At 65.3% G+C, this 18,235-nt stretch carries 15 protein-coding genes; all 15 read right to left on the bottom strand.

Annotation, left to right across the window (positions count from 1 at the left end; translation table 11 throughout):
• Nucleotides 1-15 precede the first annotated feature (15 nt).
• Nucleotides 16-846, bottom strand: coding sequence for a hypothetical protein (locus J7367_RS04505; RefSeq protein WP_057662220.1), 831 nt, complete (start codon nucleotides 844-846; stop codon nucleotides 16-18).
• Nucleotides 847-900: 54 nt separating this feature from the next.
• Nucleotides 901-1,557, bottom strand: coding sequence for a hypothetical protein (locus J7367_RS04500; protein WP_139792803.1), 657 nt, complete (start codon nucleotides 1,555-1,557; stop codon nucleotides 901-903).
• A gap of 145 nt (nucleotides 1,558-1,702) precedes the next feature.
• The gene (gspD, locus tag J7367_RS04495; RefSeq protein ID WP_057662223.1) at nucleotides 1,703-4,033 is read right to left on the bottom strand and encodes a type II secretion system secretin GspD; all 2,331 of its coding nucleotides are present in this window, start codon (nucleotides 4,031-4,033) and stop codon (nucleotides 1,703-1,705) included.
• Nucleotides 4,030-4,827: a type II secretion system protein XpsN gene (gene xpsN / locus J7367_RS04490; RefSeq protein WP_057662226.1), complete on the bottom strand. Its 798-nt coding sequence runs from the start codon at nucleotides 4,825-4,827 to the stop codon at nucleotides 4,030-4,032. The genes gspD and xpsN overlap by 4 nt, the downstream gene beginning before the upstream one ends.
• Nucleotides 4,817-5,470, bottom strand: a complete 654-nt coding sequence (gene gspM / locus J7367_RS04485; protein ID WP_017158142.1) for a type II secretion system protein GspM — start codon at nucleotides 5,468-5,470, stop codon at nucleotides 4,817-4,819. The genes xpsN and gspM overlap by 11 nt, the downstream gene beginning before the upstream one ends.
• Nucleotides 5,454-6,575, bottom strand: a complete 1,122-nt coding sequence (locus tag J7367_RS04480) for a PilN domain-containing protein (protein WP_017158143.1) — start codon at nucleotides 6,573-6,575, stop codon at nucleotides 5,454-5,456. Before J7367_RS04480 ends, gspM begins: the two co-directional genes overlap by 17 nt.
• On the bottom strand, nucleotides 6,572-7,423 hold the full coding sequence (locus tag J7367_RS04475) for a type II secretion system protein GspK (RefSeq protein ID WP_057662229.1): 852 nt from the start codon (nucleotides 7,421-7,423) through the stop codon (nucleotides 6,572-6,574). Before J7367_RS04475 ends, J7367_RS04480 begins: the two co-directional genes overlap by 4 nt.
• On the bottom strand, nucleotides 7,420-8,055 hold the full coding sequence (locus tag J7367_RS04470) for a type II secretion system protein J (RefSeq protein ID WP_057662232.1): 636 nt from the start codon (nucleotides 8,053-8,055) through the stop codon (nucleotides 7,420-7,422). Before J7367_RS04470 ends, J7367_RS04475 begins: the two co-directional genes overlap by 4 nt.
• Nucleotides 8,052-8,468 carry a prepilin-type N-terminal cleavage/methylation domain-containing protein gene (locus J7367_RS04465; protein ID WP_057662237.1) on the bottom strand — a complete coding sequence of 139 codons (417 nt, stop codon included), beginning with the start codon at nucleotides 8,466-8,468 and terminating at the stop codon, nucleotides 8,052-8,054. Before J7367_RS04465 ends, J7367_RS04470 begins: the two co-directional genes overlap by 4 nt.
• The gene (locus J7367_RS04460; RefSeq protein WP_057662240.1) at nucleotides 8,465-8,974 is read right to left on the bottom strand and encodes a GspH/FimT family pseudopilin; all 510 of its coding nucleotides are present in this window, start codon (nucleotides 8,972-8,974) and stop codon (nucleotides 8,465-8,467) included. Before J7367_RS04460 ends, J7367_RS04465 begins: the two co-directional genes overlap by 4 nt.
• A gap of 9 nt (nucleotides 8,975-8,983) precedes the next feature.
• Nucleotides 8,984-9,415: a type II secretion system major pseudopilin GspG gene (gene gspG / locus J7367_RS04455; RefSeq protein ID WP_033481101.1), complete on the bottom strand. Its 432-nt coding sequence runs from the start codon at nucleotides 9,413-9,415 to the stop codon at nucleotides 8,984-8,986.
• Between the two features lie 240 nt (nucleotides 9,416-9,655).
• The gene (locus tag J7367_RS04450; protein ID WP_003490504.1) at nucleotides 9,656-10,873 is read right to left on the bottom strand and encodes a type II secretion system F family protein; all 1,218 of its coding nucleotides are present in this window, start codon (nucleotides 10,871-10,873) and stop codon (nucleotides 9,656-9,658) included.
• Nucleotides 10,874-11,048: 175 nt separating this feature from the next.
• Entirely contained in the window at nucleotides 11,049-12,776 is a 1,728-nt protein-coding gene (gene gspE, locus J7367_RS04445) for a type II secretion system ATPase GspE (RefSeq protein WP_022559951.1), read from the bottom strand.
• 129 nt (nucleotides 12,777-12,905) lie between these two features.
• Entirely contained in the window at nucleotides 12,906-14,789 is a 1,884-nt protein-coding gene (locus J7367_RS04440; protein WP_057662244.1) for a diffusible signal factor-reguated S8 family serine peptidase, read from the bottom strand.
• A gap of 225 nt (nucleotides 14,790-15,014) precedes the next feature.
• Entirely contained in the window at nucleotides 15,015-18,209 is a 3,195-nt protein-coding gene (locus tag J7367_RS04435) for a YadA-like family protein (protein WP_057662242.1), read from the bottom strand.
• Nucleotides 18,210-18,235: the final 26 nt, after the last annotated feature.

Below are 18,235 nucleotides of genomic sequence, written 5' to 3'. Positions count from 1 at the left end.
TTGATCAGACCTTCCTTAGGTCTCGAACAACGCGCGTTGCAGGTCCGGTGGCGGCAGGTGCGCCAGGAGTCGAGTCAGCTGATCGCGCTGCGCGCGCAACGGGTCGTGCATGAGGAAGTTGGCCAGGCGCGCATGCCAGGCCGGCCAGCGGGTGGCCAGCGCATCCATATCGCCTTCGGCCGGGCGGCCCTCGTGCGGGGAGGCAACGAAGGCGGTGTCGCACAACACGTTACGCCAGCCCAGCCCGCCCATGCGCAGGCTCAAGTCCACCAGTGCCGCGTACCACGAGCCGTAACTGCTGGCGTCCAGGCCACCGGCCTTGCGCCGCGCCGTTCCGCGCAACAGCACCGCGTGCCCGATCGCCGACGGCAGTTCCGGGTGCAGCGGCGGCATCGCGGCGCAGGCAGCCGCAAGCCGCTCGGGTGCGTCCGGCATGGGGTTGAGCTCGCCCAGCCGCGGCCAGCTGCAGGCTTCGCCCACATTGCTCCATGGCGTGGCGGTGGCGATCGCCGCATCGCGTGCAAAACACGCGGTCAGTTGCCGCAACCATCCGGGCAGCGGGCAGGCATCCAACCCCAGCACCACCACGTCGGCATCGCCGCAGGCGCTGAGCATTTCGTCCAGATGCGCCACCTCGCCCAGCATGCGCTGGCGGCGGGTGTAATGCGCCTGCAATTGCGTGCGTGCCAGCCAATGGTCGATCACTGCGCGCCCACGCGGGCCGGCCTGTGCATCGTCGGCCAGCCACACCCGCGTGCCGGCCGGCGTGGCGGCATCCAGTGCGCCCAGACAGGCATCCAGCGCCTGGTCGTCGGTGCCGACCGGCACCAGCACGACGGGAAGAATTATGTCCGTAATCAGGCTTGCGAAACCTCAGACGCAGGCTCCGACCCTAGCCGGTCATCTAACATAAACATTATCCAGATAAACCTCAGAGGGAACAGCTGTGAGCTCACCAATGCTATTGACAAAACTTGAAGTGTAGCCAGAGAAAGTAAGCTCAACCTGCTTTCCGGCATACTTTGAAAAATCAATATCGCTCACCTGAACAAACCTAGGGCACGTCCGCGACGCTGAACAAGTCTGATCCTCCTTGTTTGCACCATTATAACTAGCCAAAGATTCAACCTGCCCTGTAGCCAAATCACGTACGGTCACGTAAAGAGAACCATCCCTGAATGTTCTCGGCGTGTATGCATGCTGAAAAATATCGCCTATCTTGTAAGCAAAGCTTAATTTCGCAGCAACTGGAACCACAAACGTTTGAGACACTCGGCCGCATAAGTTAAAACCCCCAACATCACCCCTATTCCCCAGAGAAACGATCGCTACGTAGCCGTCGGCGGGCGACTCTGTCGCCCCGCCCAGGCGAGCCCCACCTTGCGTATAACTTGCATTTGCGCAGCTGGAAAATGCACCTGCCTGGACTGATGCAAAACTCCACGCCCAAGGACTACCAGGCCTGTCGAAGCTTCCGTTGACAACTTGGCACAGCGCATTGAACGAGAAGAGCATGGTTATGAAAGCCACAACTAATGAATAACCTTTTTTATACATGGCACTACCCTCGCTGGAAGTGATGAGACCACAAAAAGTCTAATACCAATCAAAAAGCATTTCGCCGCCACTTAATTTTCATTAAAATAATTATAAAAACAATGATAGTAGTCGCAAATTCATCAATTAATCATGATGGAATTACTTACTTACCGCTTGACTTATTCATAGGCGTCATTGATTCGAATCGACGACCATATTCATCCGTGAGGTTTCGTGCCTCCATAGGATTCCGGACAATACTAGGAGTCAGCAGAACTATCACTTCACTGCGCCTCTTATTTTGGGTCTTCTGCCCAAACAAAGCACCTAAAACTGGCAGCTTACTCAAGAACGGAACCCCTGCTGAGCCATCGCTAGCACTATCCTGAATTAGTCCAGCTAGCATAATGGTATCGCCACTCTGAATTGCCGCCTCTGTCTTAATACGACGAGTGTTAATATCCACATTGCATGCGGCCTGATTCACTGTCGCCGTTGCGGATGCGCAGGCAGTTGGCCTATCGCCTGGACTACTGACTTCCTGCACGATATCCAGAAACACCATGCCATCTTTGGTGACGCGCGGACGTACTTTAAGGATCACGCCGGTGTCGATGTACTGCACCGAGGAGAAGCTGCTGTCGCTACCCAGGCCGGTATTGATCGAGGTGGAATTGATCGGAATGCGCGAGCCCACGTTGAGCGTCGCTTCTGCGTTGTTGCGCACGAACACCGACGGGGTCTGCAGCAAACGTACATTGGTCACAGTATCCAGCGCGCTGATGATTGCAGCAGCGTTTTTCCCAAGGAAACTCCAAGCAAGCCCACCGCTGCCAACTTTGCCGGCAATATCACCCCAGATGTTACGTCCAGCCGCATTTGCGAGGCCAGCACCAAGGCCGATGCCGGTTCCATTCGTTACGCCACTATCGGTCGCGGCGCCAGGTGCGTTGACCGCATTTTCGAAGTACCAGTTCACGCCGTAACGTAGCTCGCCGGTCAGATTGACCTCCGCAATCTGCGCTTCGATATGCACCTGCATCGGCATCACATCGAGTTTCTCGATGACGTCGCGGATGGACGTCCATGCCTGCGGTGTGGAGCGCACCAGCAAGGTGTTGGTTTCGGCCACTGCCGACACGCCGACCTTGTCGCCTTGCACTTCCAGCGTCACCGCGCCATTGCCGTTGCTGCGCGGCGACAACTGCAGGCTACCGTTGCCGAGCCCGCCGCCACTGCTGCCACCGGTGCCGCTGCTGTCGAACTCACCGCCCACCGTGCCGCTGCTGCCCCCGTTTTCACCGATGCTGCCGCCGGTCACGCCGGAGCTGCCGCCCAGGCTGCTGTCGCGATTGCCGAGCGTGCCACCCAGCACGCTGGTTTCCGACCCCGGGGCCAGCGACGCATTGGAATCGCCACCGTTGCTGCGGCCACCGAACACTTCCGAAAGACGATCGGCCAGATCCTTGGCCTTGATGTACTTCAGCTCGTAGGAGAACAGCCGCACACCGCCACCGGCACTGTCGATCCGGTCCAGCCACTGCTGGATCTGGTCCAGATAACGCGGCTGCGGGGTGATCACCAGCACCGCGTTGGCGTTTTCCAGCGGCATGAAACGGAACATGCCGGCGCTGGGCGTCTTGCTCTGCTCGCCGAAGACCTTTTCCAGATCCGCGCTGACTTTTTCGGCCTTGCCGGACTGGATCGGGAACACGCCCACCGACATGCCCGACAGCCAGTCCACGTCGAAGATCTGCACGGTGCGCAGATAGTTTTCCAGCTCGGCGCGGGTACCGCCCAGGGTGATGACATTGCGCGCCGGGTCGGTGCCGACGATGGCATTCGGGCGTGCGTAGGGCTCGAGCACCTTCTTCATTTCGCTGGCGGAAATGAACTTCAGCGGCACCACGCGCACCTCGAAACCGCGTGCGGCCGAGGGCGATGCGGTGCTGGGCGCGACCGTGCCCGCCAGCGCCTGGTCGGCCGGCACGATGTTGTAGCGGCCACCGCTGAACACCATGCGGGCGTTGTTCCAGCCCAGCACCATCTCCAGCAGGTTCAAGGCCTGCGCCGGCGAGACCGGGTTGGGCGTGGCAAGGGTCACGGTGCCCTGCACGCCGGGCGCGATGACGTAGTTCTGCCCCAGCATGTCGCCCAGGATCGCCTTGACCACCGCCTGCACCGACTCGCCTTCGAAGTTGAAGGTGGCGCTGCCGCTGCTGGCCATGCCCAGCGTGGGCGCCGGCGCGGACGCGGCGCCCTGGTTGATCATGGTGCCGCTGCCGCGCCGGATCACCGGACTGGGCTTGGCACTGGCGTTGGCGTTGCCATCGGCAGCCTGCTCGGCGGCAGTCTGGGTGGCGCCGGCAGCCCCGACTTGCGGATCCAGGCGCGCGTTGCGGCGCACGTCCGGCGGCGGAGTGGTGGCGCAACCGGCCAGCAGGCCAATCAGCAGGGACACGGGAAACAGGCGCGGCGTCATGCGTTCACTCATTGGGTCTGACCGGGGGTAGAGCCGCTCTGGCGCTGCTGTTGCAGCTGGCGGCGTCGGGCTTCGATGCGTTCGCGGATGGCACGCATCTGATCGTCGGAGGGACGTGGGGCTTCCTGCGCGCCATCGCTGCGCTGCGGCGGCACGGTTGGCGGTGCCTGCCCGCCTGGCTGTTGTTGCTGCCCCGGGGCGACAGGTTGCGGTTGCGGCGGCTGCGGCGGGGCAAGTGCGGCAGCGTCGGGGGGCGGGACCGGCTGGGCGCCAGTGGCGGCACCCCGTGCGGCGGCATTGGCGGTCGGCGGCTGCCCGCCCTGGCCGTTGAACACGTGCAATTCCAGGGTTTGCGTGCCGCTGGGGCCTTCGATGGTTGCGCTCCGCGGCTGCAGGGCGAGCAGGCGCCAGCCCTTCACCGCTTCGCCGCCCAACTGCACGCGCACCGAATCCTGCGGGTCCAGGGTCAACGTCGCCATCTTGAAGTTGTCGGTCAGCAGCACACCGGTCAGGCGCACTGTCGAAGCAGCGCTGCTGCCGTCGTTGCCGGACAGGAAGAATGGATGCGGCAGGCGGTCTTCGGCAAACGCCGGATGCGCGGCGATTTCCGAATATTTCTCGAATGCGCCCAGGCGCTCCGGCGCTGGTGCCGGCAACGTGGGCAGCCGCTGCACCAGCGCCGGGTCGTCGGGCAGCGGCTCCACGCGCTTGCCCAGGCCGGCGACGGCCAGCACGCACACCAACAGTGCCCAACCGACCACGGTGACCAGCAGCCAGGTGCGCAGGCCGATCATGTCAAGGCGCATTGCTGGCCTCCGCGGCGTTGGGGGCAGCAGGTGCGGCGGCGGCGTTCAGCGGTTCGGCGCTGGCACCGGGGCGCAGATAGCCGGCCAGTTCGAAGGCGATATCCAGGCCATTGCCGCTTTCGTTGGGCGAGAGCTGGTAGCGCTGCGCCATCACGTTGAGGTTGTCCACGAACAGGCGCGGCGTGCCGTTTTCCAGGCTGTACAGCACCGAGGCCAGTTCCGGGGTGCCGCAGCGCAAACGCACCTGCACCGCCACGCGGGTGAAGCGGTTCTTGCTCTCCGGCTGCAACGGCGAGCGATTGCTGATGGCGCAGCTGCGGTTGCCGGGGCTGGCCTCCACCACCGCGCGTTCCAGCCGCTGCACCAGCCCGGCGGAGGCGAGTTCGGCCGAGGTTTCCGGCAGGAAGCCCGGGCGGCTTTCCAGCGTCTGGCGCGCCTGCCGCAGCCGCTTGCTGACTTCCGGCGCCTGTTGCAATTGCACGCGCACGCGCAGCTCGCGTTCGCGCAGCGCTTGCAGGTCGTCCTGCACCGCGATCATCGGTTGGGTGAACCACGGGTGCACCAGCACCAGGTAGGCCACGCCGATCACCAGCAACAGCAGGCCCAAAGCGATCCAGCGATCGCGCTTAACGCTGCGTGGCATCGGCTGCCTCCTTCGCATCGGGGCCGGCCAGCTCGGCGGTGATGGTGAAGCGGTCGACATTGCGCCCGGCATCGCTCTGCAGCACGCCGGTCAGCGACGGCGTACGCCACAACGGCGAGCCCTCCAGACGACGCACCAGCGAAGAGGCCTCGTTGCTCAATCCGATCAACTGCAGTTGCCCGCCTTCGACCGAAAATTTTTCCAGATACGTGCCACCGGGCAGGCGCCGGCTCAGTTCGTCCCAGATTTCGACCGAGGTCGGGCGGGTGGCGCGTTGCTGCTGGAAGAACCGCGCGCCTTCGACCAGATCCATCAATTGCTGCCGTTCGGCAGCGACCTTGCGCGCGCGCGCGGCGTTGGCCTGCACCTTGGCGCGCAGATCGTCGGCGGCCTGGCGGCGGTTGTCGAGCAGCAGCCAGCCGGCAACGGCCAGCAGCACCAGCGCAGAGGCTGCGAGCAACAGGTTCCAGCGCTGCATCGGGTCGCTGCGGCGCAGGCGTCGCGCCGGCGGCAGCAGGTTCACCCCCAACGGCAGGCCGTTGGCGTCGGTCACGTCGATGCCCGACAGCGCGCTGTTCCATGCGTCCGGCACGCCGGCCGGGCCATCGATCATGCGTCGCGGCACCACCACCAGTTCGGCATCGAGCTGGCCGTCTTCGCGCACATCGAGCACGCGTGCATCGAAGTACACCTGGTCGGCGGTGAACGGGGTTTGTCGGTCGATCTCGAAACGCGCCACGTCCTGCAGGCGCGCCGCTGCCGCTGCGGGCAGGCGCAATGGCCGGCGCAAGGCATGCGCGGCCGGCAACAGCCAATGCCGCGGCAGCCCTTCAAGCGCTGTCGGCAGCAAGCCGTTGACTTCCTGCGGATGCACCGGCCACGGCAGGCTGGCGACGGTATCGCAGCTGTGATCGCGCTGGCGCAGCAACTGCAGCGTGTCGCCATCCTGTTGCAACAACAGGCGTGCCTGCGACAGACCCAACTGCCATTGCCAGCGCTGCGGCAGCCAGGCCAGCAGCGAGTGTTGCCACCAACGCCAGAAGCCTCCGGCTCCCGGCATGGCGCGTACGCCGATACGACCCAAGGTATCCCGCCATGCGGTCATTGCACTGCTGCTCCCTCTTCCCAACGCAACACGGTATAGGCCGACCCTGGTAATGCGGACGCGCTGGTCGACACCACCGCCCGCAACACGGCCTCGCGTCCCTGACTCAGTCGCGCCCGGCTCTCGATACTATAAGTGCCCGAGCCACCGACCGTCGCCTCGCTGCCCGGCAAACCCAGCGGCGCGTCACGCTGGGCCAGCAGTTGCTGCGCGTCCAGCCCCATCGCGGTGAGCACCGGGGTGGGCGCAAACCGCGCTTCAGGCCGCGAACGACCGCTGTACAGCGTGACGTTGGGCAACAGCTTGCGATACAGCTCGCCATCGATGCCCAGCACCAGGCGCAGTTCGCCCAGGGTTTCGAATGGGCTGTCCTTCGCGCCATACGGCAGCCCGGCATCGGCGTAATCGCGATCTTCGGCGCCACCACCGGGCTGGCTCAATGAATCGCCATCGCGCCAATCGACGATGGCACCGGCGATGCGCCCGGCACTGGCCTGCTCGCCGCCCACCGCGCGCACCAGACCGGCGAGCAAGGTGGGCTCGGCCATGTTCAGATCCACCTTGCCGCTTTCATCAGTGATACGAATCTCCACGCTGGCATCGTCCATCTGCCAGCGATAGCGCCGGCCGTCCGGGCGCCAGCGCGCCTGGGTGTCGGCGTCTTGCAAGCGAAACAATGCGTATTCCAGGCCAGAGCGCGCGTATTCCTGCGCCTGTGCACCGTTGCGCAGCATGCTGCCCTGCAGCGCTTCCACGCGTGCGGTGAGCGCGAACGCACCGATCATCGCAGTGAGCAACGCAATCAACCACAGCACCAGCACCAGCGCGGCACCGCGCGCGCGCGTCATTGCCCTGCTCCCGGGTTGCTGGATTGCGGCAACGCCACCACCATCGGCGGCCATGCGGCATCGTCACTGCGGATGTCGATGCGCACCATGAGCGGCAGGCGGTCGTGCCACTCCCACTGCGGCAGCCACGCGCTCAGGCGTCCGTTTTGCGGATCCATGCCGCGATACCGGAAACTCACCTGCTGCACGCCTTGAGCAAGCAGTTCCGGCGGCAGCGGGCTGCTTTCTTCGATCGGCTTGCCGGACTGCAGCATGGTCAGCGCAATCAGCAGGTTGCGCCGATCGCCATCGCCGGCCACCGACAGGTCGTGCAGATACGGCCCGCCGCGGCCCAGGTAATCGGGCACGTCTGCGGCAAAGCGCAGGCGTTGCGGCTCGCCGATGAACAGGATCGGCTGCTGACTTTGCGTATCGATGCCCATGGCGATCGGCAATGCTGCGGCCAGGCGCCGTCGCAGAAATTCTTCTACCGCACGCACGCGCTCGCTGCGCTGCGCGATCGCTTCGCCGCGCTGACTCACCGCGCTGGCCGAGCGCAGGGTGGCAAACGCCAACGCCAACCCACCGACCAGCAACATCGTGGCCAGCAGCACTTCGATCAAGGTGAAGCCTGCGCTGCGCCAACGGCTCATGGCGCGCTGCCCTGCGTGTTGGCCGCCACCAGCCGCAACGTGCGCCATTGCAGCATCTGATTGGACTGCTCGCCCCAAAGTACCACCAAGGTCAATTGCAGCAGACGGTGCGCGCCGGGCGACATCGGCGCCTGCCGATTGCGCCGCGGTTCGTCGTAGGGGCGCACTTCCATCGACCAGCGAAAGTGGCCGTTTTCGAACGTGCCTTGTTGCTGCTCGGGCTCCAGCGGCTTGTCGATGCCCTGCACGGCCAGCAGCGATTGCGCGTGCAAGGTGGCGCGCGTGCTTTCATCGGCCGCGCGCACCTGGCGTGCAGCACCGGACAACGACCCGAGCAACAGGCTCAACGCCAACGCCAGCAACGCGAAGGCAACGATCACTTCGATCAGGGTGTAACCGCGCTGATGCCTCATGGCGATGGCGTCCGCAATGGGCCCGAACGCACCTCGCCGGTGATCCAGCCCACGTCCACGCGCCATCTGGCGTCCTTGACCTGCAGATCGATACGCCCGCCGGTAGAAGCGCCATCCGGAAAGAACTGGATCGCGCCCTGATCCTGCCGCGATTGCACCTGGCGCGCGCCGGTGAAGCGCACCTCCAGCGACGGCGGCAGATCGCCATGATGGCCGCCGGGTGCGTCCCAGCGCAGCTGCTGCGGGTTGATCAGAAACCGCTGCGGCGTGCCGGTGGCAATCGCCTGGGTGCGCGTGTAGCGCAGCTGCGAGGCGATCGCCTTGCCGGCAGTGCGCAGGCGCATGCCGTCGATGCCGCCGTTCAATGCCGCAGCGGCAAGTACGCCGGCCAGTGCGATCAACGCGATCACCAGCAGCATTTCCAGCAACGATGTGCCACGCGCGCGTGCCCGACCAGGGCCGACCGCTCCATGCCGATGACGCAACGGCTGACACGCAACGCGCATGGCGAGCGCTTATTGGTACTTGATGTCCGCGTCGTAACTGCTGCCACCGGGCTTGCCGTCCTTGCCCAGGCTGATCAGGTCGAATGGCTGACCGTCGCCGGGCGCACGGTATTCGATGGCGTGGCCCCATGGGTCGTTGAGTTCGGCCGGCTTGGCGTACGGGCCCAGCCAACCGCTGCTGCCGCCGGGCTGGGTGACCAGGTCATCGAGTTTGCTCGGCAACTTGCCGGTGTCGAGCTGGAAATTCTCGATCTTGCCGGCCAGCGTCTGGATCTGCGACTTGGCCAGATTGGCCTTGCCGCGATCGGCACCGCCAAGCACGCGACTGCCGACCAGCGTGAGCACCGCACCGATCAGCACGATGACGATGATGATTTCCAGCAAGCTCATGCCGGCCTGGCCTGCGCGTGACGGACTGCGGGTGATGGAACGCTTGATCATGAACGATTTCCTTGCACGTCGATGAGGGATGCTGCCGCCAACAGATGACACGGCGGGCATTGCAATGGTTCCCGCATGGGTGTCGTGCGGTCACCGGAACGTTGTGGTGAATACGCTGCCCGGTCAAGCGCGCGGTTGGCCGTTGGACGCGCGGGATGTGCAGTGTACGAGCGCTCCATGCCGATTCGGAGCATCGGCTGTTCTCGCCTGACGCCTGCACCGTTGCACTGACCTCCGCTCTCAGCCGATTGCATTGGTGAGGTCATACAGCGGGACCAGGACCGAAATGATGACAAGCCCCACCACCGAGGCCAGCACCAGCGTGATGAACGGCACCAGCGCAGCCAGTGCGCGGTCGATGGCCTGCGCGGTTTCCAGTTCGAAGGTGTCGGCAGTCTTGAGCAGCATCGTATCCAGTGCGCCGGACTCTTCGCCCACCTGGATCATCTGCAGCGCCAGCCGCGGAAAGCGCTTGCCGCGTGCCAGCGACATCGACAGGCCATGGCCGTTCTTGACGTCGTCGGCCGCATTGGCAACATCCTCCACCAACGCCAGATTGGACATCACGTTGCGCGCGATGCCGATCGCCGCCAGCAGCGGTACGCCATTGCGCAGCAAGGTGCCCAAGGTGCGCGTCAGGCGTGCGGTTTCCAGCCGGGCAATCAGGCTGCCGACCACCTTCTGGCGCAGCAGCCATTGGTCCAGCGATGCACGGAATGCGGCATTGCGACGCTTGCGATCCAGCCATAGCCCCAGCACGCCCGGCACGACGATCAGCACGATCCACCAGTCGCGCACCAGCAGGCCCACGCTCAGCACCGCCTGGGTAAACCATGGCAGTGCTACATCCAGGCTTTCGTACATCTGCGCAAATTGCGGCACCACATAACCGAGCAGGAACAGCAACGCACAGCCCACCACCGCCAGCAGGATCGCCGGGTAGATCAGCGCGTTGATCACCTTGCCCCTGAGCGCGCGGCTGCGCTCCAGATAATCGGCCAGCCGCTGCAGCGTGTCCTGCATGCTGCCGCCGGCTTCGCCGGCGCGCACCATGTTGATGTACAGCTTGGAAAACAGCCCGTGCTGGCGCTCGAGTGCGGACGACAATGGCGCACCGCCGCGCACGGTATCGCGCACATCGCCGATCACCCGCCGGCTTTTTTCGTCTTCGGGCAGATCCATCAGAATCGACAGCGCGCGGTCCAACGGTTGCCCCGCGCCGATCAACGTCGCCAGTTGCTGGGTGAATTGCACCAGCGCCGCATTGTCGAACGGCTTTTTGCGCAGCAGCATGCGCAACGACGGCGAATCGTTTTCGCCAGTGGCCAGGCGCGTTTCCACCGGCAGATGGCCCTGTTCCTGCAGACGCAACGCCACCTCGGCATCGCTGGCCGCTTCCATCTGGCCATCGAGCATTTCGCCGTGGGCGTCCAACGCCTTGTAGCGGTAGAGGGGCATCAGGCTGGGAGGCCGGGATTGGGAAATCGGGAATCGGGAATCGGGAAAAGCACATCGCTGCGCACTGGCGGCACTGCGCACGTACCACTTTCCACGCACAGCGGCGCCGGCGGGTTGCTGTGTTGGCAGGTCGTTGGTCGAGTGCCTGCTAAGCGCGTTACTGCAACTTTACCGATCACGCATCCTCCGTGACGCGCAGGACTTCTTCGATGGTGGTTTCGCCACGCAGGGCCTTGGACAGCCCGTCCTCGTACATGGTGCGCATGCCGGCCTGGCGGGCCAGTTGCTCGATTTCGCCCATGCCGGCACGGCGCATCACCGCACGTCGCAATTCGTCGTTCATCACCAGGAATTCGACGATGGTGGTGCGTCCAAGATACCCGGTAGGTGCGGTGGCCGAGGGACGCGGCCGATACAGAAAGATCTCGCCCTCCGGTTGCAGGCGGCGCAGATCAAACTTGGCGATTTCTTCCGGCGAGGCGGCATAGCGCTCGGCATTGGCCAGGTCGAGTTTGCGCACCAGACGCTGCGCCAGGATGCCGTTGATGGTGGAGGTGAGCAGATAATCCTCCACGCCCATGTCGAGCAGACGGGTGATGCCGCCGGCCGCGTTGTTGGTGTGCAGCGTGGACAGCACCAGGTGGCCGGTGAGCGCGGACTGGATCGCGATGCGCGCGGTTTCCAGATCGCGCATTTCGCCGATCATGATGATGTCCGGATCCTGACGCACGATGCTGCGCAATGCGTTGGCGAAATCCAGTCCGATCTGCGGCTTGGCCTGGATCTGGTTGATGCCTTCGATCTGGTATTCCACCGGGTCTTCGACGGTGATGATTTTCACATCCGAGGTGTTGAGCTGGCTCAACGCGGTGTACAGCGTGGTGGTCTTGCCCGAACCGGTGGGCCCGGTCACCAGCATGATGCCGTGCGGTTGCTCCAGCACCTTGCGGAACTGCGGCAGGAAGTCTTCGGTGAAGCCGAGCTTGTAGAAGTCGAACACCACCGTCTCGCGATCGAGCAGGCGCATGACCACGCTTTCGCCATGCGCGGTGGGCACGGTGCTGACGCGCAGATCCAGCTCCTTGCCCTGCACGCGCAGCATGATGCGGCCGTCCTGCGGCAGGCGGCGCTCGGCGATGTTGAGCTTGGCCATGATCTTGATGCGGCTGATGACCGCGGCAGTGAGCTTGGCCGGCGGGCTTTCGCCTTCCACCAGCACGCCGTCCACGCGGTAACGCACCTTGAGCCGGCTTTCGAACGGTTCGATATGGATGTCGGAGGCGCGCAGTTCTACCGCGTGCTGGATCACCAGGTTCACCAGCCGGATCACCGGCGCTTCGGAGGCCAGATCGCGCAGCGCTTCGATGTCGTCGCTGCTGTTGGCATCGCCATCGGCGGTTTCGACGATGGTGCCCATCGCACTGCGGCCCTGGCCGTACCAGCGCTCGATCAGGTCATCGATTTCCGAACGCAGGCCCACCTGCAACAGCAACGTGCAGCCGGTAGCAAGACGCACCGCATCGATGGCGTAATCGTCGTAAGGATCGGCGATCCACAGCTCCAGCCGGCCATCGCGTTCGCCGACCGGGCACAGGTGAAATTGTTTGAGAAAGCGCAGCGACAGCCCCTGCACTTCCGGCAGCATTTCCGGCGGCGTGTCGCCGAGCTGGCGTGCGTCCACCAACGGCAAGCCGAGGACGTCGGCGCAGGTTTCTGCATGATCGCGTTCGGACACCAGACCCAAACGGCCGAGCAAGGCGAGCAACCCCATGCCGGATTCGGCCTGCAATTGGCGCGCGCGCAGCAGATCGGTGTCTTTCAGACGACGGCGTTCAAGCAGCGCATCGACGATGCGCGTCTCCGCACTTCGATGCTCGATTGGATCGACGGCAACCGCGTTCACACTCGTCTCCACTGGTCCGGCGCCGACTGTAGCAGTTTGCCGCGACGATCAACCGCACGCATCTGAATCGCCCTGAAAAACGATGCCCCCGGCGATTGGCCGGGGGCATCGGTCACACTATTTCGTTACTCACTGTCGTGCAACGAGCGTCAGCTTCGCGTAGCTCGCCGCGCCGACCAACTTGATGTAGTAGGTGCCGGCCTTGGGGGCAGTGAAACGCACGGTTTCGCTGTTGCCCGGACGGGTCGACTTGGCGTCGTAGCTGGTCGCGCTGGGCTCGGCCTCAAAGCTGACGTACATCGACACATCGCCGGTGCCGCCGTAGGTCATGAAGCTGAGCACGGCGCCGGCCTTGGCCTCGAAGCTGTATAGCGTGGAGCCGCCGGCGGCACCGCTCAAGCCAGCAACAGGTACCTTGTTGGTGAGCTCGATGGCGCTCGGTGCGCAGCTCTCGGTGGCCGGGTCGCACGGCTCCTCAAGCACGGCTTCCAGTGCGGCCTTGGCATCGACGATGCCGCTGCCGATCGGGGTGCTGGCCGGCGGGGTCACCGGGAAGCGGCGGCTGGTCTGCTTGAGCAGGGCTTCGACCGCAGCCGGGGTCAGTGGGCCATCGCCCAGACCGATGGCTGCGCTCTGCACCAGCGCCACGACGCCAGCCACGTGCGGCGAGGCCATCGAGGTGCCGCCTAGACCCATATAGGTATAGCTACCCGAGGTCGGCGTGGTCGCACCGGTGTAGCCGGCCTGCCAGATGTAACCGCCCGGGTTGCCGTCCACGCTACCGCCGCCGCCCGGTCCAGAGAGGTCGACCTTGCTGCCGTAGTTGGAGTAGTAGGCGATGCCGCCGGTGATGCGCGTGGCGCCAACGGTGATGGTGTTGTTGCAGCTGGCCGGCGAATGGTTGGCCGCATCTTCGCTGCTGTTGCCGGCTGCAACCACCACGGTGGTGCCACGCGACACCGCGCTGTTGATCGCCAGCTGGGTGGCCGAATCGCAGGGTTCGCCGCCACCGAGGCTCATGTTGATCACTTCGGCCGGATTGCTGTTGGCCGGCACGCCGTCAACGCTGCCGCCGGAGGCCCACACGATCGCATCGGCGATGTCGGAGGTGTAGCCGCCGCAACGACCGAGCACGCGCACCGGCAGGATGGTCGCCTTCGGCGCGACGCCCGCCATGCCCACCCCGTTATTGGTCGCCTCGGCCACGGTGCCCGAGACGTGAGTGCCGTGCCAGGAACTTTCCTGCGCCTGTGAGCCCGCGTAGCAGACGTTGTCGGCCTCTTCCCAGTCGCCATAATCGAGTGCGCCCGGCACGCGCGCATCGGTGGGACGACGCGAGACTTCGGCGTCGGTGATGAAGTCGTAGCCCTGCAGGATGTTGCCGGCGAAATCCGGATGGCCCGGCAGGATGCCGGTATCCAGCACCGCGACCACCACGCCTGCGCCCTGCGACAGATCCCAGGCGCCCGGCGCATTGATGCCGCCATTGGGGTTGCTCAGGTGCCACTGGTACTGGGCGTACAGCGGGTCGTTGGGAACCAGCTGCGGGCTCACGTCGGTGGCAGGAACGCTCTTGCTGATGTCGATCGGCCGCAGCATGCGGTCGATCTGCACGTCGGCCACCGAGGGGTCGTTCTTGAGCTCGACCACCACCTTGTCCACCTGCGCGGTGGTCAGCGTGCTGGACAGCTTGATCAGGTCCGACCCGATGCCGAGCTTGCGCACATACGTGGCCTTGGCGGCGGCTGCGCTGCTGCGCGCGCCGGTACTGACGCCAACGCGGCCCACCGCAGCCTGCACGGCGCTCAGCTTGCTGCTGCGATCGGTCGCAGCGGCGGTGCTGTCCTTGTAGCGCACGATCAACCGGCTACCGAACGCTGCGCCGGCCGGGGCTGCCTGGGTCGGTTCCTTGACCAGCAGTTTGGGGGCGGCAGCCAACGTGCCAGACGCACCGAGGGCCATCATCAGGATGGCGCCGGTCAGCGGGTTGAGACGGAAATTCTTGTCGATCACGGTGAAGTCCTCTTCGTATTTTTCGTGAATCAGGCTTGGCGCAGCCGGCGCAATCGCTGCGTAGCCGCGGTGCGGTGCGCTGCGTCCTTGCCGGCTACCCCTGGTACGGCCATCACTCCATGCGAATCCGTTGGCCGGCCCAGCCACGGTCCTTGCCCGCCCCCTCAGGCCTTGCAGATCGCGACGGCGCACCTGGGGCGCCGCCGCGCTTGATGCGATAACGCCTTACCAGCCGAAACCGGCACCCACGCCGATCGAGCTGTCGTCGCCGCTGAGTGCGCCGCCCGCGGTGACCGTGGCGCGCGGGCTGATCGCACGCTGGTAGCCCACCGACAGCGCCGACTCCCCGTTCTGGAAACCGACACCGGCGCCGATACGGTTCTGCGAGGCGATACCGGCCACGCTGGCGGACATGTTCAACATCGCCGAGCTCATTGCACCCTGACGGTCCAAGCGACGGTTCTGCCGGCGTAGGCGGTCTTCGATATCGCCCTGGTAGCTTTCGAAGCTGTCGGCCATCGCGTTGTAGCGGCTGTCGGTGTAGCTGTTGGCGGCGGCAACGCCGCTGTCCAACTGGCCCTTGTTGACCGCATCGGTGGCACGCGTACCGGCCGCCACGTTGGCCACCTGACGCTCGCCGCCCACGCTGCCCACCGACACCGTGTTGGCACGATCGGCAACCGAGCCCTGGCCCAGTGCCACGGCGCCTTGTGCCGTGGCACGGGCGCCCTGGCCGATGGCGGTGCCCGAGGCCGCGGTGACCTGCGCACCTTCGCCCATCGCCACGGCATTGGTGGCCACCGCCGCGATCTGCGTGTTGGCACCCACCGCCGTGCTGCCATCGGCATTGACGCGTGCATTGCTGCCGATGGCGGTGTCGTTGGGGCCATGCGCATATGCGCTGCCGCCAATTGCCGTGCCGGTGACGTGGTTGGCCACTGCTGCCGTACCGACTGCCGTGGACGTGGCTGCCGGCGTGATGCTGCCGACGGCGGCGGCAGTGGGTGTGCCCTGGACCGCAGTGCTTGCGGAAAGCCCAGTTGCAGCGCCCGTCGCTGCAGACGAGAGGGCACTGTCGGCTGTTGCGTCGGTCGCCAGCGCTGCCGACTGCAAGCCATCGGCCGTTGCGTCGACCGCTGCAGTGCGCGCCGTTGCCAGGCGTGCGACAGATACACGTGACGCAGCTGTTGCCGCGCCGCCTCGCGCATCCAGCTCGCTGACCTTGCTGTCCAACGCCGTCAGTGCCGCACCGACATTGTTGTAGCTGGCCCCCTGGATCACATAGGTCGGCGCCACGAACACGCCTTGCGCACCGATCGCCGCACCGCCGCCGAGGAAGCTGGCCGCATTGCTCAGCGACTGGAACAGCTGGCCGCCATTAATCGCATCGGTGCTGGCGCTGGCAATCGTGCCCGCCCCCACATTGACGATGCGGCGCGTGGCCGGGCCACCGCGACCGTTGCCGCTACCCACCGACACCGTGTCGGCTTCATAGGCGCGCGAGCCCGAGCCCAATGCCACCGAATCGGCACCGCTGGCGCCCGCGTTGGCACCCAACGCCACGGCATTGCTGCCGCTTTCGCGCACGAAGGAGTTGTAGCCCAACGCAACGCCGTTTTCGCCGATGGAACTGGTCTGCCGGCCCATCGCGGTGCTGTTCACGCCGCTGGCGCTGCTGTCCACACCCATGGCGCTGGCACCGGTGGCCGAGGCACGGCTGCCGGAGGCGACCGCCACGCTGCGCTCGCCGGCAGCAACCGCCAGGCTGCCCAACGCAGAACTGCCCTGGCCAACGCTGGAGGCATTGAAGCCCACCGCGGTGGCAGATGCGCCAAGCGCGCTGCTTGCGCCACCCAGCGCCATGGCGCCCTGCCCCTGCGCAGATGCCGTCGTTGCGCCCGTGGCCGGCGTTACCGCCAGATAGCCATCGATGCGTGAGGTGGCGGCGCGCACTGTATCGAGCTGGGCCACATTCACCGCATCGGTGGCTTCGGTACCGGCCGCAACGCTGGTGATCTGGCGCGTCAAGCCGGCTTGCACATCGCCAACCGACACCGTGTTGCTGCGAAACGCATAGGAGTGCGCCCCCAGCGCAACCGCGCTGGATGCCGAACGATTCCAGGCATCGTCGAGCCAGGATCCCACCTTCGCGCCGTAGCCGATCGCCACGGCATCCACGCCGTTGGCCTGCGCGTCCGCGCCAATGACGGTGCTGTCACCATTGAACTGCGAGGTCGCGGCACGCGCGCCTAGCGCCACGCTATTTTCGTTGTAAGCGGTGCTGCCATGGCCGATCGCGATGCCGCCATCGCCCGACGCCAAGGCAAAGCCGCCCAATGACACGGTACGTGGTGCGAACGAACCGGCGCTGTGCCCGATCGCCACCGCATCGGTATTGCCGGGCGCGTTCGGAAACACGTTGGAATCGTAGCCAATGGCAATCGCATAATCGGATTGGCTCTGTGCACCCGAGCCCAGCGCAATGCCGCCAAGACCGGTCGCCGCGGTAATCGAGCCGAAGTTGCTGACGCCGCCAACGACAACGCTCTGCGCTCCGCTGGCCAACGAGGTGTCGCCAACTGCAACGCTACTGGCTCCGTCGCTTCGCGCCCTGTAACCGAACGCGGTCGAGGTGTCTGCGCTGGCGCGCGAGGAATAACCGCCGGCAGTGGAAAGAAAGCCGCTGGCGCTGGAAAGCCCGCCCACTGCGGTGGCGCCGTCGCTGGAGGTCTGTGCGCGATACCCCAGCGCCGTGCTCTGCACGCCACTGGCGCTGGCGCCGCTGCCGATGGCGCTGGCATACGGCGTGCCCGCTAGTGCGCCACCGCCCACTGCCGTGGCGCCCACACCTGACGCCTGCGTGGCCTGTTCGCGTTGGCCGATAACGAAGCCGTTGGCATCGTAATCGAACACGGTCGCAACGCCGCCGAGGGCAATCGACGATTCTCCCGCGGCCGCAGCGTTATGCCCGATCGCGGTCGCGTCGCGGTCCAACGCCAGGCTTCCGCCGCCCAACGCCATGGTTCCATCGCCGAGCGCATTGCTCGCATTGCCCAACGCCAGCGCATCCTCACCGTCCGCGAATGCCGGGATCTGCGCATCGGCGGCGGCTATCACAGCCGCTTGCGTGGCGCTGTCGTTCGATCCTGCAGTAGCGGTCTGAGCTACCGTGCCGGCCTCGCCCGGGCAACGTAGCCTGCCATCGACCACCTGGCACTGCGTAATCGCTGCAGCCGGCGTGGTCGCGGCACCGGCCGCCCCGGCCATGCCGAACAACACGATCGCCATTGCCGTGGCCAGCACTCTGCCTGCATGGTTGCGCGGCAGTCTCCCCTGCGTGTTTCCCACCGTGCGAGCGCGCGGCACCGTTTGGTCGTGAGCAAAAGACTCGCGACCAGCCTCCAGATAAATTCGCTTCATTAACGCCTAAGGATGGTCTGATCAAT

It is taken from the genome of Xanthomonas sp. D-36-1 (genome assembly GCF_017746155.1).
GTDB classification, from domain to species: Bacteria; Pseudomonadota; Gammaproteobacteria; order Xanthomonadales; family Xanthomonadaceae; genus Xanthomonas; species Xanthomonas cissicola.
This window is presented reverse-complemented; position numbering and strand designations above follow the sequence as displayed.

Excerpts from the sequence above, each read along its gene's own strand:
- J7367_RS04470 (WP_057662232.1), bottom strand. The coding sequence starts at position 8,055 with ATGAGCCGTTGGCGCAGCGCAGGCTTCACCTTGATCGAAGTGCTGCTG.
- gspD (WP_057662223.1), bottom strand. The coding sequence starts at position 4,033 with ATGAGTGAACGCATGACGCCGCGCCTGTTTCCCGTGTCCCTGCTGATT.
- J7367_RS04465 (WP_057662237.1), bottom strand. The coding sequence starts at position 8,468 with ATGAGGCATCAGCGCGGTTACACCCTGATCGAAGTGATCGTTGCCTTC.
- gspM (WP_017158142.1), bottom strand. The coding sequence starts at position 5,470 with ATGCCACGCAGCGTTAAGCGCGATCGCTGGATCGCTTTGGGCCTGCTG.
- J7367_RS04480 (WP_017158143.1), bottom strand. The coding sequence starts at position 6,575 with ATGACCGCATGGCGGGATACCTTGGGTCGTATCGGCGTACGCGCCATG.
- gspG (WP_033481101.1), bottom strand. The coding sequence starts at position 9,415 with ATGATCAAGCGTTCCATCACCCGCAGTCCGTCACGCGCAGGCCAGGCC.
- J7367_RS04435 (WP_057662242.1), bottom strand. The coding sequence starts at position 18,209 with ATGAAGCGAATTTATCTGGAGGCTGGTCGCGAGTCTTTTGCTCACGAC.
- J7367_RS04450 (WP_003490504.1), bottom strand. The coding sequence starts at position 10,873 with ATGCCCCTCTACCGCTACAAGGCGTTGGACGCCCACGGCGAAATGCTC.
- J7367_RS04460 (WP_057662240.1), bottom strand. The coding sequence starts at position 8,974 with ATGCGCGTTGCGTGTCAGCCGTTGCGTCATCGGCATGGAGCGGTCGGC.
- J7367_RS04475 (WP_057662229.1), bottom strand. The coding sequence starts at position 7,423 with ATGACGCGCGCGCGCGGTGCCGCGCTGGTGCTGGTGCTGTGGTTGATT.
- J7367_RS04500 (WP_139792803.1), bottom strand. The coding sequence starts at position 1,557 with ATGTATAAAAAAGGTTATTCATTAGTTGTGGCTTTCATAACCATGCTC.
- xpsN (WP_057662226.1), bottom strand. The coding sequence starts at position 4,827 with ATGCGCCTTGACATGATCGGCCTGCGCACCTGGCTGCTGGTCACCGTG.